This is a genomic window from Caulobacter sp. FG121 (assembly GCF_057809815.1).
This window is the reverse complement of record NZ_JBMDKR010000001.1, coordinates 554,265-578,026: the sequence shown is the minus strand read 5'-3', so window position 1 is coordinate 578,026 and position 23,762 is coordinate 554,265. Positions and strand designations below refer to the sequence as shown.

The following is a 23,762-nucleotide window of genomic DNA, read 5'->3' as shown; positions in this document are numbered from 1 at the left end:
CCCGGAGGCCCAAAAGGTCTCAGTGCTGCCTCAGCTCGGCCCGGCCGACGACCATGTGGTGCACCTCGTCCGGACCATCGGCGAAGCGCAGGTGGCGCACGTCGGTGTAGAGCTCGGCCAGCGGCGTCCATTGGGAGATGCCGGTGGCGCCGTGAATCTGGATCGCCTGGTCGATGATCAGGCAGACCTTCTCGGGCACCATGGCCTTGACCATGCTGACCCAGACGCGGGCTTCCTGGTTGCCCAGAACGTCCATGGCCTTGGCCGCCTTCAGCACCATCAGCCGCATGGCCTCGATCTCGATGCGCGCGCGAGACACCAGCTCAAGATTCCCGCCCAGCTGGATCAGCGGCTTGCCGAAGGCGACGCGTGTCGTCGCCCGCTTGACCATCAGGTCCAGGGCCCGCTCGGCCTTGCCGATCGAGCGCATGCAGTGGTGGATGCGGCCGGGACCCAGGCGCACCTGGCTGATCTCGAAGCCGCGCCCTTCGCCCAGCAGGATGTTCTCCCTGGGCACCCGCACATTGTTCAGCTTCAGGTGCATGTGACCGCGCGGTGCGTGGTCGTGGCCGAACACCTGCATGCCGCCCAGGATCTCCACGCCGGGCGTGTCCATGGGGATGAGGATCTGTGACTGCTGGTACTGGGACGCGGCGTCCGGGCTCGTCTTGACCATGCAGATCATGATCTTGCAGCGCGGGTCGCCGGCGCCGGAGATGTAGTACTTCTCGCCGTTGATCACCCACTCGTCGCCGACGAGCTCGGCCCGGGTGGCGATGTTCTTGGCGTCCGATGAGGCCACGCCCGGCTCGGTCATGGCGTAGCAGGAGCGGATTTCGCCGTTCAGCAGCGGCTTCAGCCAGCGCTCCTTCTGCTCCGGCGTGCCGACGCGTTCCAGCACTTCCATGTTGCCGGTGTCGGGGGCCGAGCAGTTGAGGCTCTCCGAGGCCAGCGGGCTCTTGCCCAGCTCCACGGCGATATAGGCGTAGTCGAGGTTGGTCAGGCCGCGGCCGATCTCGCTCTCGGGCAGGAAGAAGTTCCACAGGCCGGAGGCCTTGGCCTTGTCCTTGGCGGTTTCCAGCAGCTCCAGCTGCCCCGGCGCCCAGCTCCAGCGATCCTTGCGGTTCTCGCCCAGCCGGTAGAACTCCTCCGTGATCGGCTCGACGTTCTCGGCGATGTGCCGTTTGACGGCCTCCATCAAAGGCTGGGCCGACTTCGACATGGCCAGGTTGTTCAGCTCGGCCTCGGCGTCGGGACGGATGTCGACGACATTGTTCATGGCGGTCTCCCCGGATCGGTGGGCCAACACCGCGATTGCAGCGCGCCCGACTCTGCGTCAAACAGTTGTTTGACTGACACCCTGGAAGGGGGGCGCCGTGGGGTCAATGCAAATCTCGCGGTGGCCCGCCTCCGGACGCTGAACTAGGCTCCAGGCCGAACCCCGACGCCGACGCCCGCGAACAAGGACGATGACCATGACCGACCAGCTGATCGAGACTTTCGAGGACGGCGTCGCCACCCTGACGATGAACCGGCCGGAGGCGCGCAACGCTCTGACCGGCGAGCTGCTGGCGGCTCTCTCCGCGGCCGCGCCGCGACTGTCGCTGGATCCCAATGTCCGGGCCGTGGTCATCACGGGCGCTGGCGGGGCGTTCTGCGCCGGCGGCGACGTGAAGGGCTTCGTGGCGGCTCCCACCGGCGAGGCGCCGACCTTTGACCAGCGGGTCAACAGCCTGCGCAACGGCATGGACTTCAGCCGCTGGCTGCACGAGATGCCCAAGCCGACGCTGGCCGTGATTCCCGGCGCAGCCGCCGGCGCGGGCCTGTCGATCGCGCTCGCCTGCGATTTCCGTATCGCGTCCGAGGACGCCAAGATGACCACAGCCTTCTCGAAGATCGGCGCTTCGGGCGACTACGGCGGCAGCTACTTCCTCTCAAAGCTGGTCGGGTCGGCGAAGGCGCGCGAGCTCTACTTCACCGCCGACGTCATCACCGGCGCCGAGGCGGCTCGGCTCGGTATCGTCAACCGCGCCGTACCCGCCGCCGACCTCGCCCGCGAAGCCGCCGCGCTGGCCCGCCGCCTGGCCGACCTGCCGACCGCGGCGATCGGCTACATGAAGAAGAACCTCGCCATCGCCGAGCACGGCTCGCTCTCCGAGGTCATGGACGCCGAGGCGATCCACATGGTCCGCACCATGGCCACCGAGGATCACAAGGCCGCCGCCCTGGCCTTCGTCGAGAAGCGTCCGCCGGTGTTCCGCGGCCGCTAGGGCTCAACGACCCTGTCCAGTCAGAACAAAATCCTACGGGGAGCGCGAGCGTCATGGATCTCAAGGACCGCATCATCGTCGTCACCGGCGCCGCCAGCGGCATTGGCCGCGCCATGGCCCAGCGCTTCGCGGCGGAGGGCGCGCGGCTGATCGTCTGCGCCGACCGCGACGAAGCCGGCGCCAAGGCGACCGCCGAGGGCATCGGCGGCGTGGCCTTCAGGGTCGACGTCAGCCGCGAGGCCGACATCCAGGGCCTGATCGAGAGGGTCGAGCGCGACCACGGTCCGATCGACCTGTTCTGCTCCAACGCCGGCATCGGAGTCGCGGGCGGGGCGGAAGCGTCCAACGACGACTGGCAGCGGATCTGGGACATCAACGTCATGGCCCATGTCTGGGCCGCCCGGCATCTGGTGCCCCTGATGGCCGCGCGCGGCGGCGGCTACCTGCTCAACACCGCCTCGGCGGCCGGCCTGCTGACCCAGATTGGTTCGGCGCCCTACGCGGTGACCAAGCACGCCGCCGTCGGTCTCGCGGAATGGCTGGCCATCACTCACGGCGACCAGGGCATCAAGGTCTCGGTCCTCTGTCCCCAGGCCGTGCGCACGGCGATGACGGCCGGCAACCCCGACGGCGTGGCCAGCGTCGACGGGATGATGGAGCCGGAGCCCCTCGCCGAGATGGTCGTCCAGGCCATCGCCGCCGAGCAGTTCCTGATCCTGCCGCACCCCCAGGTGCTCGACTACATGCGCAACAAGACCGCCGACTACGGCCGCTGGATCGGCGGCATGCGCAAGCTCAACCGCCGCTACGAAGGCTAGCGCGCCCGCCACGCACTATGCCGCGCCCGGCAGCGACGGGGTCGTGGGGCGCCCGCCGAAGGTGCGTTGACCGTGCGGCCACGGGCGAATTGGTCCTGGTTCAGCCGTCAGTCGACGGGGATGACTATCGCTGTTCCTCGGCGACCCGGCGGAGAACCGTCCCGGCGATTTCGGCGCCGTGCGTGTCCTGCAGGAAGTGCCTCGCTTCCGGAAGCAGATCGAAGGTGGCCTGCGGGAAGGCGCTGGCCCAGCGTCTGCCCCAGGCCTCGGTGAAGACGGCGTCCTCTCCACCCCAGATGAAGTGGACCGGCTTGCGCCAGTCGCCGAGCGCCGCGTGCCAACGCGCCTGGTCTTCCGCCGCGCCGCCTTCCGGGTTGTAAAACGGCAGGCTCAGGGGGAATCGCCTCGGACCGGCGTGCGCCTCTACGCCGAAGCCTTCGAAGGGGGCGTCGTAGCCGCGTCGCGCCGCATCGGCCAAAGGATCGAGGGGCGGATGACTACGGTTGTTGATGATGCCGAACAGGTCGGGCGGCGAGATCCGGCCGGTCGCGAGCATCATGAACCAGCCGATCGACAGCGGGTCGGGGATGTTGGCCTCGAACAGGCCGCCGGCCTGCCACTGCGCATTCCATTGCCGGAGCGCCGGCGTGTAGTCGTAGCCGGCGTGATGAAGCCAGGTATTCATGATCACGAGGCGCGCGAAGCGCTCCGGCATGTCGGCGACCTGCGCGAGGCCGATCGGTCCGCCCCAGTCCTGACAGATCAGCGTCACGTCCCGGAGGTCGAGCGACTGGATCAGGGCCCGATGTGCGGCGACGTGACGGCTGATCGAGTACCAGCCCTCATCGGTCACCTTGTCCGAGCGACCGAAGCCGATGTGGTCGGCGGCGATACACCGCCAGCCGGCCGCGACCAGTCCGGCGATGACATGCCGGTAGAGAAAGCTCCAGGTCGGCATGCCGTGCATCAGCAGGGCCACGGGCCCGGCGGTCGGGCCGACGTCGACGTAGTGAAGCCTGAGCCCCTCGAACGTCAGGTAGTTGGGGGCGTGGGGAAAGTCGGACAGACCCTCGAAATTGACGTCCGGCGTCCGCACGAACGGCGTTCCGGCCGCGGTTGTCAGGATATCGCTCAACCCGGCTTCCCCCTTCTGCATCCAGCGCTCCAATCCGGTCACGGATCGGATGGGCCGTCGATCAGCCCTTTGCCGGCTCCTCAAAGCCGACGAACACCGTCGCTTCCTCGACCGACTTGCGTTCCGACACGACGGCGTTCGCGGGGAAGGTCGCGTCCGGCCAGCCCAGCGCGATGCTCTTCATGATGACCTGGTCATCGGCGATGCCGGCGTGCTCCCGCACCACCGGCGACTGCATGATGCCCTGGCTGTTGATCACGGCGCCCAGGCCGCGGGACCAGGCGGCGTTGACCAGGCTGGTCGCCACGGCGCCGCAGTCGAACGGCGTATCGTCGCTGCCGTCCAGCACGCGGTCATAGGTCACGATGATGCAGACGGGGGCGTCGAACTGGCGGAAGCCCCGCAGCACCCAGTCCTGGCGCATGTCCGCGTCGTCGCGGGCAATGCCCATCGCGGAGAACAGCTGCTTGGCGACGCCGACCTGCCGGTCGCGGTGCTGCCCGGCGAAAGCCTGGCCCGTGCGGAACTCGCGCGACTGCGGCACGCCGGCCAGGGTCCGCTCGGTATTGCCGGCGCGGATGCGGTTCAGCGGTTCGCCGGTGACGACGTAGAAGTTCCAGGGCTGGGTGTTCATCGATGACGGCGCGCGCATCGCCAGGCTGATGATTTCCTCGATCAGCGCCTTGGGAACCGGATCGGGCTTGTAGCCCCGGATGCTGCGGCGGCCGCGGATGACGTCGTCGAACTTCATGTGTGACCCTGAATTGGCGCTATGGCGTTCGACGTCTTGAGACTTGTGACGCGCCGTCAGTCCAGCGGAAAATCAGGGATGTAGCCCTGACGGATCTTTCCGACTCCGGGTTCCGAACCAGGCGAAGGCGATGAACACCGCCTGCAGCGGAATGCGGATCCACAGATACCAGGGCGAATTGGCATAGCTCGGCACATTGGTCGCGACCGTCCAGCCATAGATGTTGAACGGCAGCACCAGCGCCAGATAGGCGATGATGACCCAGCCGGTGATCCGGGCCCAGCGCGTCCAGATCAGGATCGCGAACGCCAGTTCCAGCACGCCGCTGGCGTAGCTGGACTCAGTCCGCAGCGGAAAAGAGGGCGGAATGAGCTCGACCACGGACTGCGGATGCAGGATGTGGCCGTAGAGCCCGAAGAAGCCGAACATCAGAGTCAGGTAGAGCCTGAAAACGTTGGCCCACCGGAACCGCACGGATCGCCGGACCAGGCTGACCAGGGCCACAAGCGCTATTGGCCCGAGGATGATCGCGGCCGGTATCAGCAGTTGAGGCATGGGGTTCCCCTGGTCTTGACGGGCAAGCCTAACACCTGAAGGCGTCCGGCGTGCATTCCCTGATGTCCCGGTGTGACCGGGGTTAGCGGAAATGCCGGCTGCGCTTGAAGCTCTGGTGGTCGTCAATGTCCTCCAGGGTCCGCAGCCGGGCGACAGGTCGCCCCTCCAGATTGGCCAGGGTGTCGGCGAGCGCATGATCCGTCGACCAGCGGACCCCCTCGAACGGATCCAGTCGCCGCGGTGTCCGCCTCAGTCCGATCAGCCAGTAGCCGCCGTCGAGCGCCGGACCGAACACGGCGTCGGCGGCGCCCAGCGCACGAAAGGCGGAGGCTATGTCGGACGGGGTGACGCCGGGGGTGTCCGACCCGATGACCACGACCGGACCCGGCGGCAGCGACTTCAACAGCCTTCGAAGTCTCTGCCCCAGGTCACCGCCGCCCTGCGGCAGGCCGTCAGGACGCCCGCGACCGTCCCGGTCGGGGGTCAGGGCCAGCCACGTACGCCACCGGCGGTCCCGGCCCAGCCGGCGTCGCAGGTCGGCGAGCATGAACCGCTGGAACCGCAGGGTGGCCATTTCACCGATCCCGGCCGCCAGTCGGCGCTTGCCGACGCCGAACGCCGGGGTTCGGGCGAAAATCACCAGATGGCGGCGGTCAGCGTCCATAGAGCCGCGCGATCAAGGGGGCGGGCGTCCCGAGCCGGAAAAGAGTCAGGCAGAGCAGGTTGAGGGCGCTGCGCCTGAGCCAGCCGTCCCGACGCCAGCGGCGCGCCGAGGTGGTCGCGTCGATGTCCAGCGGGGTCAGGCGGCGCCGGCCCAGCCGCCAGACCAGGTCGACATCCTCCATCAGAGGCAGTCGTCGATAGCCGCCGACCGCGCGGTAGAGATCCCGGTGGATCAGCAGTCCCTGATCGCCATAGGGCAGGCTGAACAGCGCGACACGCGCCGCGACCAGCCGCTCCAGCCGGCGCGCCTCAACGGACGGATCGTCCAGCCTGAACCGAAAGAAGGCCGCGGTTCGCGCGCCGTCGTGCGCCTGCATGTGGCGGTCGACCTCGTCTCGCCAGTCGGGAGCGGGCAAGGTGTCGGCGTGCAGAAACAGCATCCAGTCAGCGGTCGCCGCATCTGCGCCGGCCGCCAGCTGGCCGCCGCGACCGGGCGGCGTCTCCAGAACGACGGCGCCGAGGGACCGGGCCAGCGCCGGGCCGCCATCCGTCGATCCGCCGTCCACCACGATGACCTCGTCACCGGGATCCTGGGCCGCCAGAACCGCCGGCAGATCGCCGGCCGCGTTCAGGGTCGGGATAATGACGGAAAGTCGCGGCGTCATCGCCCGCTGCAGCTGGCGCCGCCGAGGACGCAGAACCGCGCGCAGTGCGGATGGTTGAGCTGCACGCTGCCCAGGGCTTCGGCCAGGGTGTGTCCAAGTTCGAACTGCGGGTCATAGGGCGTCAGGGTGCAGGCTACGACCGCCGGCCGTCCGGCGCCCTTGCGCTTCACCACCATCCGGCTCGAGGCGCACATCATCGAGTCCGGGGCGACGCTGAGGATGCCCCAGCAGGCCTCGGTGATTTCGGGGGCGTCACGCGTCACATCCATCTCGGGGAACAGGACCAGCCGCGACGGATCGTTGACGTCGAGCCTGATGCCCAGCCCGGCCAGCAGCTCGGCATACCCGGCGCGGGCCGCATCCTCTGTCTCGTCGCCAAGCCGTCGTCCCGCGATGGCCAGCGAGAAGCCGTTTTCGGCCAGCCAGACCAGACCGGCGAGGGCGGGTGCCCAGGTGTCGGCGCCCCGTTCGGCTTCGTGAACCTCACGGCTGTAGTGGTCCAGACTGACCCGCAGTGTCAGCGCCGCGCCGTACCGCGCGCGCAGGTCGACGAGTTGTCGCTCGAAGCGCCGCATCGGGCGCATGGCGTTGGTCAGGACGAGGGTCTCCCGGCCGGACGCCAGGGCCGCCTCGAGCATGGCGATGATCTCGGCGTTCATGAATGGCTCGCCGCCGGTGAAGCCGATTTCGCGGGTCTCCAGGCCGGTCGTCTCGATCTCAGCCAGATAGTCGGCGACCTCATCGGTCGTCAGATAGACGAGCGCGTCGTTGCGCGGAGAGCTCTCGATGTAGCAGGTCAGGCAGGCGATGTTGCACAGGGTGCCGGTGTTGAACCAAAGCGTGTCCAGCCCCGTCAGGGCCACCGAGGCGCGGCGCGATCCGTCGAGCGTGACCCAAGGGTCGCGGAACTTCAGGGGATCCATCCGCGGCGCCGATGGCGACACGAACGGCGACAGCGGCGCGGGGCCAATGCTGTCAGTCGTCCGCACGTCTGTTCGCTGGTCCAAGTTCGCCGCCCCGACTGCCATGGTCTCCGGAGAGTGACATGTCCGCCCCCGAGCCGCCAAGGTATTGACTTAGGTGACGCGCGACCAATTTCCAGCGCAGATAGGCGTCGGCCGGTACCGTTCGGCCTTGGGGGACGACAAGCATGCTCAAACGATATGGACCGCTTCTGCTCCTGGTGGCGGCGGTCATCGCTGTGTTCGCCAGCGGGGCGGGGCGCTATCTCAGTCTCGACGCCCTCAAGGCCAACGAGGCGATGCTGCGCGGCTTTGTGACCAGCAATCTGGCGCTGAGCCTGCTGGTGTTCATCGCTGTCTATGCGGCGGCGACGGCGGTCAGCATCCCCGGCGCCCTCTTCCTGACGCTTGCCGGCGGCTTCTTGTTCGGGACCTGGGTAGGCGGTTCGGCGACGGTCGTCGGCGCGACGATCGGCGCGATCCTGGTGTTCGCCATTGTCCGGACGTCCCTCGGCGCCTCCCTGCGTGAGCGGGCCGAGGCGTCCGGCGGACGGCTCAAGGCCGTCATGGATGGCGTCCGGGAGGGCGCGTTCGGCTATATCCTGACGCTGCGGCTGATCCCGCTGGCCCCGTTCTGGCTGGTCAATGTGGCCTCGGCCCTGGCCAATGCGCCGCTGCGGGCCTACGCGCTCGCAACCCTCATCGGGATCATGCCGGCGACCTTCATCTACTCCAGCGTCGGCGCCGGTATCGGCCAGGTTCTGGCGCGGGGCGGCGAGCCGAACCTGAAGATCATCTTCGAGCCCTACGTCATCGGTCCGCTGGTGGCGCTGGGTCTGCTGTCGCTCGGAACGACGCTGTTCCAGCGGTTCCGCTCCGGGAAGGGGAAGGCCTCGTGAAACAGGACCGCGTCCGCGCCGACCTGGCGATCATCGGAGCGGGGTCTGGAGGGCTGTCGGTCGCCGCCGGCGCCGCCCAGCTGGGGCTCAAGGTCGTCCTGTTTGAAAAGGGCGAAATGGGCGGCGACTGCCTCAACTACGGGTGCGTGCCGTCCAAGGCCCTGATCGCCGCCGCCGACGCGGCCCATGTGGCCGGCCACAGCACGGCGCTCGGCATATCGGCGTCCGGTGTGAAGGTCGACTTCGCCGCCGTCATGGCCCGCGTGCATCACGTGATCGCCGAGATCGCGCCGATCGACAGCCAGGAGCGCTTCGAGGGCCTCGGCGTCCGGGTTGTGCGAGAGGCCGCGAGGTTCCGCGACCGCCGCGTGGTGGAAAGCGACAGCGTCCGGGTCACGGCCCGCAAGGTCGTCATCGCGACGGGCTCCCGCGCCGCGGTCCCTCCGATCCCGGGGCTGGACGCCGTGCCCTACCTGACCAACGAGAGCATCTTTGAGCTCAAGGCCTGTCCCGAACACCTCATCGTTCTGGGCGGCGGGCCGATCGGGGCGGAGCTCGGCCAGGCGTTCCGCCGCCTGGGCGCGCAGGTCACTCTGATCGAGGCCGATGCCGTCCTGGGTCGCGAGGATCCTGACGCCGCCGCGGTCGTGGTCGACCAGCTGAAGGCCGACGGCGTCTCGGTGCTGGCCGGGCGCAAGGCCGTCCGGGTGGAGCCCGGTCCGACGGTTGTCGTCTCTGGTCCGAACGGCGAGCAGCGCATCGCCGGATCTCATCTGCTGATCGCGCTCGGCCGACAGGCCAGTCTCGACGGTCTCAATCTGGATGTGGCCGGCGTCGTGTTCGACAGGGCGGGCGTGAAGACCGACCGGTCCCTGCGGACCAGCAACCGCCGTGTCTTCGCCATCGGTGACGCCGCGGGGCGCGGCCAGTTCACCCATCTGGCCGGCGCCCATGCGGGCCTGTTTGTCCGCAAGGCGCTGTTCGCCGCGCCGATCAACGCCGACACGCTTCTGGTGCCCCGGGTCACGTACACCAGTCCCGAATTGGCGGCCGTCGGTCTGACCGAGGCCCAGGCGCGGGCTGCGCATGGCGATGATGTCAGGGTGCTCGTCCAGCCGTTCGCCGACAACGACCGCGCCCAGGCCGAGGGCGATATCCGCGGCTTCGCCAAACTGGTCGCCAGCAAGCGCGGCAAGATTCTCGGTGTGACCCTTGTCGGCGTCCACGCCGGCGATCACCTGCCGCTCTGGGTGCTGACGATGACCACCGGCCTGAAGCTGAGCCAGCTGACCGGGATGATCGCGCCCTATCCGACGCGCGGCGAGATCAACAAGCGGCTGGCCGGACAATGGTACACAGGCGCGCTGTTCTCACCGGCGACGCGCCGCCTGGTCTCAATTCTGAAACGGTTCGGCTAACGCAGGTCAATCACAGGCTGGCGGCCTTGCCCGGTTCGGGCGCATGCTGGTCGCCAGAAAACGACTGTCCGGATCATCGGTCGCGGACAGGCTGGAGGGGAAAGATGTCGAAGTTCCGTGATGGCTGGGTTCGCCTTGCGTTCGTCCTGGCGGTCCTGCTGCCGGTGTATTTCGTGGTCGCCGCCCTGGGCACGAAGTTCGGCCTGTTCGAATGGCGGATCGGCTTCGGCCTGCTGGTGTTCAAGCTCGGCGCCCTGGTGCTGTTCGGCGTCTTCGGCATTGCGCTGATCGGGCTGATCCTGTCGCTTGTGGTCAAGCCGCGCCGGGGTTGGGGCCGTGCGCTGGTCGCGCTGGCGGTTCCCGCGCTCGCGCTCGGCTTCGTCGTCAGCGTGATGAGCAAGGCCAAGACCATTCCGCCGATCCACGACATCGCGACCAACATCCAGGACCCGCCGCAGTATTCACCGGCCGTTGTCGCCGCGCGCGCCGCCATCGGTGGCGGCAACCCGGTGACCTCGATGACAGCGCCCGTTCCCATGCTGAAGGGCAAGTCCGTCGGCGAGGTCGGACAGGCCGCCAATCCGGACATCCAGCCGTTGACCCTGGCGGTCCCGGCCGCCGACGCCACCCGGATCGCCGCCGAGGCCGCCACAGCCCAGGGCCTGAAGGCCGTCACCACCGACGCCGCCAACGGCCGGGTCGAGGCTGTCGCCGAGTCCTTCTGGTTCGGATTCAAGGATGACGTGGTCATCCGGGTCCGCCCCGGCGCCACGGCGGCCGCGTCGGTCATCGACGTTCGCTCGACCTCGCGGGTCGGCGTCAGTGATCTGGGCGCCAACGCCAAACGGGTCCGCGCCCTGCTGGCGGCGATCAAGGCCAAGGCGCCGGCGGGCGGGTAGTCGAGCCTGATGCCGGGCGCCTCCGAGACGACGCTGTCGCCTGGTCCCGGGCTTCACCTGGCCGGCCGGTATGACCGGGTCGTCGCCGTGGCGATCGCCCGGGTCTGGGAGAACGTGCTCGATTGGGAACATCTCCCGGCGCTGCACAGCGGCCAGTTCCACGGCATCACGCTGCTGGACAGTGGCCCCTGGGGCTGGCGCGCCCGGGTGGTGAACCAGCCGGGCGACGAGTCGCGCGCGCAGACCATTGAAGTGCGGATCGCCAGGGTGGCCGGTCGCTATTGTTCAGCGACGGTCGAGGGGCCCGGCGCGGGGGCCGAGATCTGGACAACCCTGACGCCGCTGGGGACCGACCGGACGGCGGTCGCGGTCAGCTTTCATGTCGCCGAGGCCCGGCCTGACCGTCTCGCCCGGATCGGTGAGCGCTACATCGAGATCTACGCCGGGCTATGGGACGAGGACGAGGCGATGATGGTCGAGCGCGACCGGGCGCTGTCCGCGCGTCGGACCGTCTCGCGGGACGTTGTAGCCGCCCTGAACCTTGGCCCCGTCGAGGCTGTCCGCGCCACCCTGCCGCGGCTCGTCGAGTTCGGCGGGGAGCGGTTTCGACTGCTTGAGCTGGACGGCCGGCTGATCGCCCACGCCGCCACCTGTCCCCACTGGCTCGGGCCGCTCGGGGAGGCGCCGGTGGTCGACGGCTGCATCCGCTGTCCGTGGCATGATTACGCGTTCGACGTTCTCACCGGCGCCAGTACCGACGGGCGGGGCCTGACTCTGGCCCCGGCGCCACGCGTGCTCGTGGAGCAGGGCGACGTCGTCGTCTGTCGATGAGAGTCCTCCTGGCCGGGGCCGGTCATGCGCATCTGGGCCTGCTGCGGCACGCCCCCCGACTGCGCCGCGCGGGCATCGAGCTCAGCCTGATCAGCCCCCCGCGATTTCACTATTCCGGACTGGCCACCGGCATCCTCTCGGGCGCCGTCGAGCCTGACGCGGGAGAGATCGATGTGGCGGGACTGGCCGCCGAGATCGGCGTCGCGTTTCACGCGTCCGAGGTTGTGGCGATTGACCGCGAAGGCCGCCAGATCACCCTCCTGGACGGAACGACGCTGGCCTGGGACGCCCTGTCGCTGAACATCGGCAGCCGGACCGCCAATCTCCACGCGCTTGGGGGCGCGGCCAACGTCTGGTCGGTAAAGCCGCTGTCGCGCCTGCTGGACCTTGGACGCTGGCTTCAGGCCGGGATCGCGCGGACTGGCCGATGTCCCGCCCTGGTGGTCGCCGGAACCGGTCAGGCCGGGATCGAGGTCACGGCGGCGCTCATCGGGCGTTGCGATCGGTCCGGCGCAGCGCCCCGGGTGACGCTTGTCGGTCCGCCGCCCGGCGGCGCGTGGGCTCCGCCGGCCGCGATCCGGGCCGTGGTCGCAGCGATTGAAAGACGTGGGGCGACCGTCGTGGACGGAAAGGTCGTGTCGCGCGGCGAGAGGGTCTGTCGGCTGGCCTCGGGTCAGGAACTGGACTGCGACGCCCTCATTCTGGCGACCGGCCTGGTCGCGCCCGACATGCTGGGCGGCCTCGGCCTGCCGGTTGATCCCGAAGGCCGGCTGCTGACCCTCCCAACCCTGCAGACGACCGGCGACGCGCGGATCTTCGCCACCGGCGACTGCGCGATGATCGCTTCGGATCCGCGACCCTGCGTGGGCGTCTTCGGCGTGAGGGCGTCGCCGGTTCTGGCGCGCAACCTGGCCGCCTTGGCGCACGGGCGGCCGCTCGAGGCCTTCAGGCCCCAGACGACCTGGCTGTCGATCATGGACCTCGGCGACGGAACCGGCCTGGCCCTCCGCGGCCGCAGCTGGTGGCTCGGACGCCTCCCGCTGCACCTCAAGCGCCGGCTCGACTTGGGATTTGTCACCCGGTCGCGCGGCAGCCCGGCTCACCAGTGATTGTCTGGCGGAGCGGGCAGTCAGGGGGCGAGCCGGCTCCAGCAAGAGAGAGGTCGTCGAAGGTCGACAGATTGTTTCCCCGGGGCCCTTCAAGAGCGCTTCTGCGAACGACGCTGCCCCGTGGCTCGACCTGACTCGAAGGCTGGTGTTCGTCCTGCGCCCGGGCTAGCAGACCGCCCCATGATCCGCCTCGACAACATCTCCAAGCAGAACGGCCACCAGATCCTGTTCATCGAAGCCTCGATGGGCGTCCAGAAGGGGGAGAAGGTCGGGCTGGTCGGCCCGAACGGCGCCGGCAAGACGACGCTGTTCCGGATGATCACCGGCCAGGAGCAGCCCGACGACGGCCTTGTCGTCATCGATCCCGGCATGACGATCGGCTACTTCAGCCAGGACGTCGGCGAGATGTCAGGCCAGAGCGCCGTCGCCGCCGTCATGGACGGAGTCGGTCCCGTCAGCGCGCTCGCCGCCGAGATGTCGACGCTTGAAGCGGCCATGGTCGATCCCGACCAGGCCGACCAGCTGGACGCCGTCATGGAGCGCTACGGCGAGGTGCTGGAGCGCTTTCAGGAGCTGGATGGCTATGCGCTGGAAGCCCGGGCGCGCGAAGTGCTGGCCGGCCTGAGCTTCAGTCAGGAGCGGATGGACGCGGATGTCGGCCTGCTGTCCGGCGGCTGGAAAATGCGCGTGGCGCTGGCCCGCATCCTGCTGATGCGGCCCGACGGCATGCTGCTGGACGAACCCAGCAACCACCTCGACCTGGAAAGCCTGATCTGGCTCGAGGCCTTCCTCAAGAATTATGACGGCGCGCTGCTGATGACCTCGCACGACCGCGCCTTCATGAACCGCATCATCGGCAAGGTAGTGGAGATCGATGGCGGCTCGCTGATCACCTATTCGGGCGACCTCGACTTCTACGACCAGCAGCGCGCGCTCAGCGAACAGCAGCGCCAGGCGCAGTACGAGCGCCAGCAGGCGATGCTGGCCAAGGAAATCAGGTTCATCGAGAAGTTCAAGGCGCGCGCCTCGCACGCCGCCCAGGTCCAGAGCCGGGTGAAGAAGCTCGACAAGATCGACCGCGTCGAGCCGCCGCGCCGCCGCCAGTCGGTGCAGTTCGAGTTCAGGAGCCCGCCGCGGTCGGGTGACGACGTGATCAACCTGCGGGGCGTCCACAAGGGCTACGGTGCCCAGTCGATCTACGACGGTTTCGATTTCCTCGTGCGCCGCAAGGAGCGCTGGTGCGTCCTCGGGGCCAACGGCGCGGGCAAGTCGACGCTGCTGAAGCTGGTGGCCGGCGCCATCACGCCCGACCAGGGTACGGTCAACATCGGCGCCAGCGTCCGCATGGGCTACTTCGCCCAGCATTCCATGGACCTGCTGGACGGCGAGGAGACGATCTTCGAGTCCCTCGAAAGTTCGTTCCCGCAGGCGGGGCAGGGCGCGCTGCGCACCCTGGCGGGATGCTTCGGCTTCTCCGGCGACGATGTGGAAAAGCCCTGCCGCGTCCTCTCCGGCGGCGAGAAGGCGCGGCTGGTCATGGCCGGCATGCTGTTCGATCCGCCGAACCTGCTCGTGCTCGACGAGCCGACCAACCACCTCGACATGGCGACCAAGGAGATGCTGGTCGCGGCCCTGGCGGACTTCGAGGGCACGATGCTGTTCGTCTCCCACGACCGCCATTTCCTGGGAGCCCTGTCGAACCGAGTGCTGGAACTGACCCCCGAGGGCGCCCATCAGTATGGCGGCGGCTACTCGGAGTATGTCGCCCGCACCGGCCAGGAGGCCCCGGGGCTGCACCCGGGCGGCTAGAACCGGGACCGAGCGACCCGCTCGTCGCGCTGGCGGCCCGGGAGGGACTCGAACCCCCGACCTTCGCTTTAGGAAAGCGCTGCTCTATCCTGCTGAGCTACCGGGCCACGCGGCGCCGGTCATAGCGTGCGGGGAGGCTCAGCGGAACCCCGTCGCCAGCTTGCCGGGGGGCGCATGCGATATCTGAAGCTGCTCTATGTCCAGGTCCTGATCGCCATCGCGCTCGGGGTCGTCGTCGGGGCCGTGTGGCCGGCCACGGGAGTGGCGCTCAAGCCGCTCGCCGACGGCTTCATCAAGCTGATCAAGCTGGTCATCGCGCCGGTCATCTTCGTCACCGTCGCCGGCGGCATCGCGCGGATGAGCGACCTCAAGGCCTTCGGCCGGGTCGGCGCCAAGACGCTGATCTATTTCGAGGTGGTCTCGACCCTGGCGCTGGGCGTCGGCCTGGCGGTCGGGCTGATCGTCAAACCGGGGCAGGGGTTCAACGTCGACCCCGCCACCCTCGACCCCAAGGTCGCCGCCGAATACGCGGCCAAGGCGGCGCATGGCGACGGCGTGGTCGCCTGGCTGCTGCATCTGATCCCCGACACCTTCTTCAGCGCCCTGGCCAGCGGCGAGCTGCTGCAGGTGCTGCTGATCGCCATCCTGACCGGCTTCGCCTGCGCCCGACTCGGCGAATTCGGCGACAAGGTCGCCGACACGCTGGACCAGATCGGCCGGGTGTTCTTCGGCATCATCCACATCGTCGTGCGGTTCGCGCCGGTCGGCGCCTTCGGGGCCATGGGCTTCACGATCGGCAAGTACGGCGTCGCGGCGCTCGGCAACCTCGCCGTGCTGATCGGGACCTTTTACGCCACCAGCCTGATCTTCGTGCTGGTGGTGCTGGGACTGATCGCCCGGCTGGCCGGGTTCTCGATCCTGAAGTTCATCAGCTACATCCGCGAGGAGCTGCTGATCGTGCTGGGGACCAGCTCCTCGGAGTCGGTGCTGCCGCAGATCATGGAGAAGCTGCAGCGGCTGGGCGCGTCGAAGTCGGTCACGGGCCTGGTGATCCCGACGGGCTACAGCTTCAACCTCGACGGCACCAACATCTACATGACGCTGGCCACGCTGTTCCTGGCACAGGCGACCAACACCCACCTGGACCTCTGGCAGCTCGGGACGATTCTCGGCGTGGCCATGCTGACCTCCAAGGGCGCCAGCGGCGTTACGGGGGCCGGGTTCATCACCCTGGCCGCGACCCTCGCCGTCGTGCCCGACATCCCGATCACGGCCCTGGCCCTGATCGTCGGAATCGACCGGTTCATGAGCGAGTGCCGGGCCCTGACCAACCTGGTCGGCAATGGCGTGGCGACGCTGGTGGTGGCCCGGTGGGAGGGCGAGCTCGACCGCGACACCCTCGCGCGCGAGCTGGCGCGGGGCCCGGTCGCGCACGACGCCCACCCGCTGGCGGCCGGCCCGGCGACCGAGGCCGAGGCCGACTAGTCACAAGTTACCCGCTGGTAATTGGCAGTCCGGGTGCTATTATTTGCATCCGCCGGGGGGCGGGTCACGGGAGGAAAGCGGCCATGACGGGGATGCTGGCGGGAGCGAAGGGGAATCGCGCCGGCCTGCGGCTCCTGGGGATCATGGCGGCGGGGCTGTTGGCGCTGGCTTTCGGGCCGAGCGCCGCGGCCCCCCTTCCGGTGAAGGCTCCCAACATCGTCGTCATCGTCGTCGACGATGCCGGCTACACCGACTTCGGCGCCTATGGAGGCGAGATCGCCACCCCGACCATCGACAGCCTGGCCGCCACCGGCGTGCGGTTCGCCAACTTCCACGCCACCCCGATGTGCGCCCCGTCGCGAGCGATGCTGCTGACCGGCGTCGACAGCCACACGGCCGGGGTCGCCAACCTGCCGGAATCGACGCCGCCCGAGCACCGGCACGACCCGGCCTACCAGGGCCGTCTCGCGGCCAATGTCGTTACGCTGGCCAGTCGGCTGCAGGCCGGCGGCTATCACACCTACATGGCCGGCAAGTGGCACCTGGGGCATGGGCCCGGCGACCTGCCGGTCGATCGCGGCTTCGAACGCTCGTTCCCGATGGACGCCACCGGGTCGGACAACTGGGAGCAGCGGCCCTATTTCCCGATCTACAAACAGGCCGACTGGTTCGAGGACGGCAAGCGGGCGACGCTGCCGAAGGACTATTATTCGTCGCGCTTTCTGGTCGACACCCTCATCCGTTACGTCGATGGCAAGCCCGACGACGGGCGGCCGTTCTTCGCCTACCTGCCGCTGCTGGCCATCCACATCCCGATCCAGGCGCCGGACGAGTATGTCCGCAAGTATGAGGGCCGCTACGCGGACGGCTGGCAGGCCCAGCGCCAGCGCCGCTACGAGGGCGCCATCCGCGCGGGTCTGATCCCGGCCGGCACGCCGCTGGCGCCGATGCCGATGAATGTGAAGGCCTGGAGCAGGCTGACGCCTGCCGAGCAGCAGCTGGCCGCCAGACGCATGGCGGTCAACGCCGGCATGCTGGAGGCGGCGGATCATCACATCGGCCGCCTGATCGCCCATCTCAAGACGACCGGGCAGTACGACAACACCCTGTTCGTCGTGCTGTCCGACAACGGCCCCGAAGCCGGCGACCCGACCGTTGAGCCCGTGTTCAAGCTCTGGATGAAGAGCGTCGGCTATGCCTGGGACGGCAAGCGCCTGGGCGGCAAGGGAACCTATGCGGCCATCGGGCCGGGCTGGGCCAGCGCGGCCGCCGCGCCGATGAGCCTGTTCAAGTTCTACGCCTCGGAGGGCGGCACGCGCGTGCCGCTGATCGTATCAGGGCCGGGCGTGCGCAAGGCCGCCACCACCCACGCCTTCTCGATCATCAGCGACATCACCCCGACGCTGCTGGACTACGCCGGCCTCACCGCCGCCCCCGCGCCGGCCGCGCCGATCGAGGGCGCCAGCCTGCGCGGCGTGCTCAGCGGCGTGGCCGATCGGGCCCATGCTCCCGACGCGCCGATCGGGATGGAAGCGGCCGGGGACTCGGCCCTGTTCAAGGGCGACCTGAAGCTGACCCGCAACGCCGGCGGCCTCGGTGATCCGCGCTGGCGGCTCTACGACATCGCCAGCGATCCGGGCGAGACGAAGGATCTCAGCGCGGCGATGCCGGGCAAGGCCGCAGAACTGCTGGCCGACTACCGCGCCTGGGCGGCGCGGGTCGGCGTGGCCGAGATCCCGCCGGGCTACGCGCCTGACAAGGAGGTCGCCAAGAACATCTTCCTGCGCATCGCCGAGAAGTTCGCCGTCCCGCTGACGGCGGGCCTGCTGGTGGTGTTCGGGCTCATCGCATTCGCGGCCTGGCGTTTCGCCCGGTGGCGGGAAACCAAAGGGGAGGGGCCTGTGGTCCGGACTTTGACGCGGGGCCTGATCGGCCTGATCGGCCTGCTGGCCCTGCTGCTCGCCAGCCGGTTCTGGATGGCGCCCGACAAGATCGGCGCGACCATGGGGCTGCTGGTCGACGGACCGGCCGGCCTCGGGACGCTGCGGGCCGACATGGCCGGCTTCTTCGGCGCGTCGGGCGTGATGTTCCTGCTGGCCGTTGTCCGTAACGACGCCAAGTGGCTGAAGCCGGTGCTGCTGCTGCTGTCGATCGCCCTGACCGGCCGGGTGCTGAACCTGGCCCTGACCCACGGCGGCCAGGTCCTGATCCCGCCGATGGTCATCGAAGCGGTCCTGATCGCCGTCACCCTGCTGGGCCTTCGGGTCATGGGCGACAAGGCGAAATGAGCCAGGCCCCGCACCCGGATCTGGCCGCCCTGGCCGGGATGCGGGTGCACGGTCTCGATCTGTCCTATTTCACCGGCAAGCTGCAGGCCTACCTGCGGTACTGCGAACTGCCGTTCGATTTTGTCGACATGGATACAGCCGGCCTGCGTCGCGCCGCCGGGGCGACGGGGATGGCCCAGATGCCGGCCGTCGAGCTGGTCGATGGCCGCTGGATGACCGACACGACGGCGATCATCGACTGGATCGAGGCGCGCCGCGCCGGACCTGAGGTCACGCCGCGCGATCCCGCCCTGCGCTTCTTCAGCCTGTTGCTCGAGGACTACGCCGACGAATGGCTCTGGCGCCCGGCGTTGCACTACCGCTGGAGCTTCCAGCCGGACACGGCGCTGATGGGCCGCCGTATCGCCGCGGAGATGCTGCGCGATGTGCCTGGACCCCTGGCTCTGCGCACGGCTGTGATCATCGCGCGCCAGCAACGCAAGTATGTGCGCGGCGACGGGATCACGCCGTCCACGCGCGTCGCCGTAGAGGACCTCTATCGCCGGACCCTCGCCGCGCTGGAGGCGATCCTTGTCCGCCGCCCCTACCTGCTCGGCGACAGGCCAAGTCTCGCGGACTTCGGCTTCATGGGCTCGATGTTCCGCCATTTCAGCCTCGACCCGACGCCGGCGCGGATCATGCGCGACACGGCGCCGGCGGTGTTCGAATGGGTGGCGCGGATGTGGAACGCGAGGGCTTCGGCCTTCGTGGACCGGCCGCTCCTGGACGCCGTTCCGGACGACTGGGAGCCCTTCCTGGCGGAGGCGGCGACCGGCTATCTGCCGTATCTGGCCGCCAACGCCGAAGCCGCGGCGGCGGGACAGGCGACATTCGCGGTAGCGCTGCAAGGCGTGAATTGGCGGCTGCCGGTCAATCTCAACCGGGTCCATTGTCTGAAGGCGTTGCAGACGGCGTTCGCGGCGCTGCCGACCGACGCGGCGGTGGCGGTGCGGTCAAGGCTGGAAGCGGCTGGAGCCTGGACGCCGCTGTGGCAGGTCACGTCCCCGGACATCGGCTTCGACCCGCAGGGTCGGCTGCCGTTCCTGACGCCGGAGACCGCCTGGGCCCCCGGCGCCGCGCCAAGGCGTGGCCGACCGCCGGCCCACGACGGCGCCGCGCGTTAGCCGACCAGCCCGGCCTCGACCGGATCGCCGACCTCGCGTTCGATGTAGGCGCGCATCTTGTTCAGGGCGACCTGCTCGATCTGGCGCACCCGCTCCTTCGACACGCCCATTCGCGCGCCCAGCGCTTCCAGCGTGACCGGATCCTCGGCCAGCCGTCGGGCTTCGATCACCGACCGCTCGCGCGCGGTCAGAGCCTCCATCGAGCGGCCGATCAGGCCGCTGCGACGCTCGCCGTCGATCGAGGCCTCGACCACCTGGTCGGGCCGATCCCGTTCGTCGGGCAGCAGGCCCAGCCAATTCTCCTCGCCGTCGGCGCTGATCGGCGCGTCGAGCGAGCGGTCGGGACCGACCATGCGCGAGGCCATGGCCTCGACCTCCTCCTCCTCGACGCCGAGCTCCGTGGCGATGGTCGACCGGGCCTCGGCGGTCAGCCGGCCTTCGAGATCGCCCAGTCGCGCCCGCAGGCCGCGCAGCTTGAAGAACAGGCTCTTGGCGGAAGCCGTCGTGCCGGTCCGCACGATCGACCAGTTGCGCAGGACATAGTCCTGCATGGCCGCCCGGACCCACCAGCCGGCGTAGGTCGAGAAGCGCACGCCGCGATCCGGGTCGAACCGGTCGGCGGCCTGCATCAGGCCCACGGCGCCTTCCTGAACAAGGTCCGCCATCGGCAGGCCGTAGCGGCGGAATTTCGAGGCCATGGCGATGACCAGCCGCATATAGGCGCCGGTCAGCTCCTGCAGCGCGGCGTCGTCGGCGTCGTCGCGCCAGCGTCGGGCCAGCGCCTGTTCCCGGTCGACGTTCAGCAGCGGCGCCCGCATGGCGTCACGCATGAAGCGCCGTTCAACCAGTCCGCCTTCTGATCCGACCGCCATAGGCTGTCTCCTTTGAAAGGCAATACGACCGGTGGGTAACCGTGGATCACCTGACCATCGCAATGATGCGTTTTCGTCCGATCACCGCTAGAACGTCGGTCTCCGGGGAGGCCGTCCATGAAGCAGATCCGCACTGAAGCCGTCATTTCCGCGCCGCCGGCGAAGGTCTGGGCGGTGCTGACCGATTTCGCCCGCTACCACGAGTGGAACCCGCTCAACATCGCGGCCGAGGGCGAGGCCCGGGCGGGTGGAAAGATCCGCACGACCTTCCTCAATCCGGCCGGCAAGCCCGGCGCGACCGTCACCCAGACGGTAATGCTCACACGGTTCGAGCCCTACACGGCCCTGGCCTGGACGGGCGTCGTGCCGCTGCTGTTCCACGGCACGCACCTGTTCCTGCTCGAGCCGGCGCCCGAGGGCACAAGACTGATCCACGGCGAGAACATGAGCGGTTTGCTCGCCATGACCTTCTCGGCCGAAAAGCTGGAGCGCGATTTCCGGCCCCACTATGTCGCGGTCAACCAGGCGCTGGCGAAGCGGGTGGCCGAGGTCGGCTGACGTCAGGCCGCCGGCGCGACGACCATCAACTGTTCCAGCGCCGCCCTCAGCTCGGGGACGATGGCGCTCGACCCCGCCGACGAGGCCTGCACCAGCACGGTCGCGCAGACGCCGACGCATTGGTCGTTCTGGTACATGGTCTGGCCGATCTCCCACGACGAATTGCCGACCCGCAGGATGCCGGAGAACACCTCGACATCGCCGGGGTGGAACACCTCGCCCATGTAGCTGACCCGCACGTCGGCGGTGACGATGCGCACGCCGGTCAGCCCGCCGGTCAGTTCAAACGTCCGCCGCATCAACTGCGACCGCGCCTCGTCGTAGTAGGCCGCAACGGCGATGTTGTTGACGTGCCCCAGCCGGTCCTCGTCGTGATAGCGGGTCTGCACCCGGACGCTGTGCGGATAGAGGGCGCGGTCCCGGCGCCAGGCGGGCGGTTTCATGAGCGGGTCCGGATTGTGCGGTTTGATCCGCTTGATGTCTAACCAGGCGCCGCCGGGGCAAGCCACCCAAATCCGCTCATCCCGGCGAAGGCCGGGACCCAGGCTTTCTCAGAGCTTCCGCCCTTGGTTCAGGCAAGGCGGCCGACTAACCCGACAAGGTGAGCTGCTGCGTCAAAAACACCTGGGTCCCGGCCTTCGTCGGGATGAGCGGAAATGAAAAATTCTACCGCCGCAACAGCAGACACAGGTTGTTGGCCGGCATGGCGACCCGCTCGGCGAGGGTCAGGCCGTGGTCGACGGCCAGCGCGGTGACATCCGCCAGGTCCCGCAGGCCCCAGTCCGGGTCGCGGCGCTTCAGGTCGACGTCGAACGCCAGGTTGCTCGCCGCCGTCTCGACGTCCGCCTCGAAGTAGGGCCCGTAGAGGATCAGCGCGCCGCCGGCCGGCAGCACCTTCGCCGCGCCCGCCATCAGCCCCTGCGTCGCCGCCCAGGGCGAGATGTGGACCATGTTGATGCAGACGATGGCGTCGGCCTTGTCCAGCGGCCAGGACCCGGGCTCGGCGGCGTTCAGGACGACCGGCGGCGCGAGGTTGGCCAGACCGGCCGCGTCGCGCCGAGCGCGCAAGATGTCAAACGCCTCGTCGGACCGGTCGGTCGGCTGCCAGGTGATCCCCGGCAAAGCCTCCGCGAACCAGGCCGCATGCTCGCCCAGCCCGCTGGCCACCTCCAGCACTGTCCCGGTCGCCGGCAGCCAGCGCCGCAGGAGCTCGAGGATCGGTTCGCGGTTACGGGCGGACGAAGGGGAGGCCGGCAGGTCGGTCATGGAACTCACTCGGGGACATGCACTTCAGTGCGTGTCCCCATCAACTTCTAAGCGGCAGGGGACACGCACTGAAGTGCATGTCCCCGCGCAAAGCAAAACGCCCGGCGTTTCCACCGGGCGTTTCACGAAATCACATCACCCGAAAAAGACTTACGCGGCCTTCTGCAGGGACTTGGTCAGGATGCCCACCGCCGCGTCGCGATCGATTTTCTCGATGGCGGCGACTTCGCGGGCCATGCGGTCCAGCGCCGATTCATAGAGCTGGCGCTCCGAATAGGACTGTTCCGGCTGGTTCTCGGCGCGGTGCAGGTCGCGCACGACCTCGGCGATCGAGATCAGGTCGCCGGAGTTGATCTTGGCTTCATATTCCTGGGCGCGACGCGACCACATGGTGCGTTTGACGCGGGCGCGGCCCTTGAGGGTCGTCAGGGCCTTGGACACGACATTGCCCTCGGCCAGCGGACGCAGGCCGGAGGTGACCGCCTTCTTGGTCGGTACGCGCAGCGTCATCTTCTCGTGGTCGAAGGTGATGACGTAGACCTCGAGCGACATGCCGGCGACTTCCTGGGTCTCCACGGCACGGATCGTGCCCACGCCATGGGCGGGGTAGACCACGTGGTCGTCGACCGAAAACGCCAGACCAGACTTGCTCATATGTTCGTCCTTCTCTTGCACCCTGTCCGCGAGGTTCCCCCCTCGCGGGCCAATCATCCAGGCCGGTCCGACGACAGCGAAAGCTCCTCCGACCGCGGTGGGGCCGCGGAGTGCGCCGTGTCAGATTGGATAGGCCTTTAGGACACCCTCGCCTTCGCCAGGCGCGCCGTTCGGATGCGGCTGTTCTTGAACCAAGGCGCGACGGCGGACCCGTCACGTCATGAGAGACCGTATCACAAAATCGAGCGTAAAGAAAGGGTTGCGAAAGTCCGTTGCCCCGGTGGGGATTCCGTCCCGAGGCGTCAGGAACCCTTGCCGGGCTTGTCGCTGAAGTATTTCTCGAACTTGCCGGTCTCGCGCTCGAAGTCGGCGGCGTCGGCGGGCGGTTCACCCTTCAGCGTGATGTTCGGCCAGATCTTGGCGAACTCGGAATTGATCTTCAGCCACTTGCCGTCGGGCTCGTCCTCGGTGTCCGGCTTGATGGCGTCGACCGGGCACTCGGGTTCACAGACGCCGCAGTCGATGCATTCGTCGGGGCTGATGGCGAGGAAGTTCTCACCCTCATAGAAGCAGTCGACGGGGCAGACCTCGACGCAGTCCATGAACTTACATTTGATGCAGGCGTCGGTGACGATGTAGGTCATCGGAAAACTTGGCGGTCCAGACGGTTGAGTGCGCGCGCCTTTTCAAAG

The 23,762-nt window shown here is 68.6% G+C and carries 24 protein-coding genes and 1 tRNA gene; 12 read left to right on the top strand and 13 right to left on the bottom strand.

All coding sequences use genetic code 11. The features are described 5' to 3' along the window. Window positions 1-19 precede the first annotated feature (19 nt). Window positions 20-1,279 (bottom strand): acyl-CoA dehydrogenase family protein, encoded by a 1,260-nt coding sequence (locus ACODSL_RS03085; RefSeq protein WP_488899159.1) that lies wholly within the window; start codon window positions 1,277-1,279, stop codon window positions 20-22. A 196-nt stretch (window positions 1,280-1,475) separates the two neighbouring features. Between ACODSL_RS03085 and ACODSL_RS03080 the strand changes: the two genes are divergently transcribed. After that, window positions 1,476-2,270, top strand: coding sequence for an enoyl-CoA hydratase-related protein (locus ACODSL_RS03080; RefSeq protein WP_488899158.1), 795 nt, complete (start codon window positions 1,476-1,478; stop codon window positions 2,268-2,270). A gap of 53 nt (window positions 2,271-2,323) precedes the next feature. Further along, window positions 2,324-3,088: an SDR family oxidoreductase gene (locus tag ACODSL_RS03075; protein WP_488899157.1), complete on the top strand. Its 765-nt coding sequence runs from the start codon at window positions 2,324-2,326 to the stop codon at window positions 3,086-3,088. 124 nt (window positions 3,089-3,212) lie between these two features. Here the strand turns inward: ACODSL_RS03075 and ACODSL_RS03070 are convergent, their stop codons facing one another. The 6 genes from ACODSL_RS03070 to ACODSL_RS03045 all read right to left on the bottom strand — a co-directional run bounded on the left by ACODSL_RS03070 (window position 3,213) and on the right by ACODSL_RS03045 (window position 7,846). After that, on the bottom strand, window positions 3,213-4,244 hold the full coding sequence (locus tag ACODSL_RS03070; RefSeq protein WP_488899156.1) for an alpha/beta fold hydrolase: 1,032 nt from the start codon (window positions 4,242-4,244) through the stop codon (window positions 3,213-3,215). Between the two features lie 40 nt (window positions 4,245-4,284). Further along, window positions 4,285-4,974, bottom strand: coding sequence for a nitroreductase (locus ACODSL_RS03065; protein WP_488899155.1), 690 nt, complete (start codon window positions 4,972-4,974; stop codon window positions 4,285-4,287). A gap of 72 nt (window positions 4,975-5,046) precedes the next feature. After that, entirely contained in the window at window positions 5,047-5,529 is a 483-nt protein-coding gene (locus ACODSL_RS03060; protein ID WP_488899154.1) for a DoxX family protein, read from the bottom strand. Window positions 5,530-5,611: 82 nt separating this feature from the next. Continuing rightward, window positions 5,612-6,193 (bottom strand): TIGR04282 family arsenosugar biosynthesis glycosyltransferase, encoded by a 582-nt coding sequence (locus ACODSL_RS03055; RefSeq protein WP_488899153.1) that lies wholly within the window; start codon window positions 6,191-6,193, stop codon window positions 5,612-5,614. Beyond that, a complete protein-coding gene (locus tag ACODSL_RS03050; protein WP_488899152.1) occupies window positions 6,183-6,857 on the bottom strand; it encodes a TIGR04283 family arsenosugar biosynthesis glycosyltransferase in 675 nt (224 codons plus the stop codon). Before ACODSL_RS03050 ends, ACODSL_RS03055 begins: the two co-directional genes overlap by 11 nt. Further along, a complete protein-coding gene (locus ACODSL_RS03045) occupies window positions 6,854-7,846 on the bottom strand; it encodes a radical SAM protein (RefSeq protein WP_488899151.1) in 993 nt (330 codons plus the stop codon). The genes ACODSL_RS03050 and ACODSL_RS03045 overlap by 4 nt, the downstream gene beginning before the upstream one ends. Before the next feature lie 161 nt (window positions 7,847-8,007). Here ACODSL_RS03045 and ACODSL_RS03040 point away from each other — a divergent pair, with 161 nt between their 5' ends. The 6 genes from ACODSL_RS03040 (at window position 8,008) to ACODSL_RS03015 (ending at window position 14,784) form a co-directional block, all read left to right on the top strand. Further along, on the top strand, window positions 8,008-8,718 hold the full coding sequence (locus tag ACODSL_RS03040; RefSeq protein ID WP_488899150.1) for a TVP38/TMEM64 family protein: 711 nt from the start codon (window positions 8,008-8,010) through the stop codon (window positions 8,716-8,718). After that, window positions 8,715-10,136 (top strand): dihydrolipoyl dehydrogenase family protein, encoded by a 1,422-nt coding sequence (locus ACODSL_RS03035; protein WP_488899149.1) that lies wholly within the window; start codon window positions 8,715-8,717, stop codon window positions 10,134-10,136. Before ACODSL_RS03040 ends, ACODSL_RS03035 begins: the two co-directional genes overlap by 4 nt. 104 nt (window positions 10,137-10,240) lie before the next feature. After that, window positions 10,241-11,035, top strand: coding sequence for a DUF1499 domain-containing protein (locus ACODSL_RS03030; RefSeq protein ID WP_488899148.1), 795 nt, complete (start codon window positions 10,241-10,243; stop codon window positions 11,033-11,035). Window positions 11,036-11,044: 9 nt separating this feature from the next. Next, window positions 11,045-11,866, top strand: coding sequence for a Rieske 2Fe-2S domain-containing protein (locus tag ACODSL_RS03025; protein ID WP_488899147.1), 822 nt, complete (start codon window positions 11,045-11,047; stop codon window positions 11,864-11,866). Next, window positions 11,863-12,975 carry an NAD(P)/FAD-dependent oxidoreductase gene (locus ACODSL_RS03020; RefSeq protein ID WP_488899146.1) on the top strand — a complete coding sequence of 371 codons (1,113 nt, stop codon included), beginning with the start codon at window positions 11,863-11,865 and terminating at the stop codon, window positions 12,973-12,975. The genes ACODSL_RS03025 and ACODSL_RS03020 overlap by 4 nt, the downstream gene beginning before the upstream one ends. A 180-nt stretch (window positions 12,976-13,155) precedes the next feature. Continuing rightward, complete coding sequence (locus ACODSL_RS03015; RefSeq protein WP_488899145.1) at window positions 13,156-14,784, top strand: ABC-F family ATP-binding cassette domain-containing protein; 1,629 nt, start codon at window positions 13,156-13,158, stop codon at window positions 14,782-14,784. A gap of 30 nt (window positions 14,785-14,814) precedes the next feature. Here ACODSL_RS03015 and ACODSL_RS03010 read toward each other — a convergent pair. Further along, a tRNA-Arg gene (locus tag ACODSL_RS03010) sits at window positions 14,815-14,891 on the bottom strand. Window positions 14,892-14,967: 76 nt separating this feature from the next. Here ACODSL_RS03010 and ACODSL_RS03005 point away from each other — a divergent pair. The 3 genes from ACODSL_RS03005 (at window position 14,968) to ACODSL_RS02995 (ending at window position 19,720) form a co-directional block, all read left to right on the top strand. Further along, window positions 14,968-16,269, top strand: a complete 1,302-nt coding sequence (locus ACODSL_RS03005) for a dicarboxylate/amino acid:cation symporter (protein WP_488899726.1) — start codon at window positions 14,968-14,970, stop codon at window positions 16,267-16,269. Between the two features lie 83 nt (window positions 16,270-16,352). After that, the gene (locus ACODSL_RS03000) at window positions 16,353-18,557 is read left to right on the top strand and encodes an arylsulfatase (RefSeq protein WP_488899144.1); all 2,205 of its coding nucleotides are present in this window, start codon (window positions 16,353-16,355) and stop codon (window positions 18,555-18,557) included. Continuing rightward, window positions 18,554-19,720, top strand: coding sequence for a glutathione S-transferase family protein (locus ACODSL_RS02995; RefSeq protein WP_488899143.1), 1,167 nt, complete (start codon window positions 18,554-18,556; stop codon window positions 19,718-19,720). Before ACODSL_RS03000 ends, ACODSL_RS02995 begins: the two co-directional genes overlap by 4 nt. Here the strand turns inward: ACODSL_RS02995 and ACODSL_RS02990 are convergent. Then, on the bottom strand, window positions 19,717-20,592 hold the full coding sequence (locus ACODSL_RS02990) for an RNA polymerase factor sigma-32 (protein WP_488899142.1): 876 nt from the start codon (window positions 20,590-20,592) through the stop codon (window positions 19,717-19,719). The genes ACODSL_RS02995 and ACODSL_RS02990 overlap by 4 nt on opposite strands. Window positions 20,593-20,709: 117 nt before the next feature. Between ACODSL_RS02990 and ACODSL_RS02985 the strand changes: the two genes are divergently transcribed. Continuing rightward, window positions 20,710-21,150 (top strand): SRPBCC family protein, encoded by a 441-nt coding sequence (locus ACODSL_RS02985; protein WP_488899141.1) that lies wholly within the window; start codon window positions 20,710-20,712, stop codon window positions 21,148-21,150. Window positions 21,151-21,152: 2 nt separating this feature from the next. Here ACODSL_RS02985 and ACODSL_RS02980 read toward each other — a convergent pair whose 3' ends face one another. The 4 genes from ACODSL_RS02980 to fdxA form a co-directional block, all read right to left on the bottom strand. After that, window positions 21,153-21,593: an acyl-CoA thioesterase gene (locus ACODSL_RS02980; protein WP_488899140.1), complete on the bottom strand. Its 441-nt coding sequence runs from the start codon at window positions 21,591-21,593 to the stop codon at window positions 21,153-21,155. 223 nt (window positions 21,594-21,816) lie between these two features. Continuing rightward, a complete protein-coding gene (locus tag ACODSL_RS02975) occupies window positions 21,817-22,416 on the bottom strand; it encodes a DUF938 domain-containing protein (protein ID WP_488899139.1) in 600 nt (199 codons plus the stop codon). Window positions 22,417-22,566: 150 nt separating this feature from the next. Then, on the bottom strand, window positions 22,567-23,070 hold the full coding sequence (locus ACODSL_RS02970; RefSeq protein ID WP_488899138.1) for a CarD family transcriptional regulator: 504 nt from the start codon (window positions 23,068-23,070) through the stop codon (window positions 22,567-22,569). A 302-nt stretch (window positions 23,071-23,372) separates the two neighbouring features. After that, complete coding sequence (fdxA, locus tag ACODSL_RS02965) at window positions 23,373-23,714, bottom strand: ferredoxin FdxA (protein WP_488899137.1); 342 nt, start codon at window positions 23,712-23,714, stop codon at window positions 23,373-23,375. Between the last annotated feature and the right edge of the window lie 48 nt (window positions 23,715-23,762).

Coding starts and splice junctions, on each gene's coding strand:
- ACODSL_RS03085 (WP_488899159.1), bottom strand. CDS start 1,279: ATGAACAATGTCGTCGACATCCGTCCCGACGCCGAGGCCGAGCTGAAC.
- ACODSL_RS03080 (WP_488899158.1), top strand. CDS start 1,476: ATGACCGACCAGCTGATCGAGACTTTCGAGGACGGCGTCGCCACCCTG.
- ACODSL_RS03075 (WP_488899157.1), top strand. CDS start 2,324: ATGGATCTCAAGGACCGCATCATCGTCGTCACCGGCGCCGCCAGCGGC.
- ACODSL_RS03070 (WP_488899156.1), bottom strand. CDS start 4,244: ATGCAGAAGGGGGAAGCCGGGTTGAGCGATATCCTGACAACCGCGGCC.
- ACODSL_RS03065 (WP_488899155.1), bottom strand. CDS start 4,974: ATGAAGTTCGACGACGTCATCCGCGGCCGCCGCAGCATCCGGGGCTAC.
- ACODSL_RS03060 (WP_488899154.1), bottom strand. CDS start 5,529: ATGCCTCAACTGCTGATACCGGCCGCGATCATCCTCGGGCCAATAGCG.
- ACODSL_RS03055 (WP_488899153.1), bottom strand. CDS start 6,193: ATGGACGCTGACCGCCGCCATCTGGTGATTTTCGCCCGAACCCCGGCG.
- ACODSL_RS03050 (WP_488899152.1), bottom strand. CDS start 6,857: ATGACGCCGCGACTTTCCGTCATTATCCCGACCCTGAACGCGGCCGGC.
- ACODSL_RS03040 (WP_488899150.1), top strand. CDS start 8,008: ATGCTCAAACGATATGGACCGCTTCTGCTCCTGGTGGCGGCGGTCATC.
- ACODSL_RS03030 (WP_488899148.1), top strand. CDS start 10,241: ATGTCGAAGTTCCGTGATGGCTGGGTTCGCCTTGCGTTCGTCCTGGCG.
- ACODSL_RS03025 (WP_488899147.1), top strand. CDS start 11,045: ATGCCGGGCGCCTCCGAGACGACGCTGTCGCCTGGTCCCGGGCTTCAC.
- ACODSL_RS03020 (WP_488899146.1), top strand. CDS start 11,863: ATGAGAGTCCTCCTGGCCGGGGCCGGTCATGCGCATCTGGGCCTGCTG.
- ACODSL_RS03015 (WP_488899145.1), top strand. CDS start 13,156: ATGATCCGCCTCGACAACATCTCCAAGCAGAACGGCCACCAGATCCTG.
- ACODSL_RS03000 (WP_488899144.1), top strand. CDS start 16,353: ATGACGGGGATGCTGGCGGGAGCGAAGGGGAATCGCGCCGGCCTGCGG.
- ACODSL_RS02995 (WP_488899143.1), top strand. CDS start 18,554: ATGAGCCAGGCCCCGCACCCGGATCTGGCCGCCCTGGCCGGGATGCGG.
- ACODSL_RS02990 (WP_488899142.1), bottom strand. CDS start 20,592: ATGGCGGTCGGATCAGAAGGCGGACTGGTTGAACGGCGCTTCATGCGT.
- ACODSL_RS02985 (WP_488899141.1), top strand. CDS start 20,710: ATGAAGCAGATCCGCACTGAAGCCGTCATTTCCGCGCCGCCGGCGAAG.
- ACODSL_RS02980 (WP_488899140.1), bottom strand. CDS start 21,593: ATGAAACCGCCCGCCTGGCGCCGGGACCGCGCCCTCTATCCGCACAGC.
- ACODSL_RS02975 (WP_488899139.1), bottom strand. CDS start 22,416: ATGACCGACCTGCCGGCCTCCCCTTCGTCCGCCCGTAACCGCGAACCG.
- ACODSL_RS02970 (WP_488899138.1), bottom strand. CDS start 23,070: ATGAGCAAGTCTGGTCTGGCGTTTTCGGTCGACGACCACGTGGTCTAC.
- fdxA (WP_488899137.1), bottom strand. CDS start 23,714: ATGACCTACATCGTCACCGACGCCTGCATCAAATGTAAGTTCATGGAC.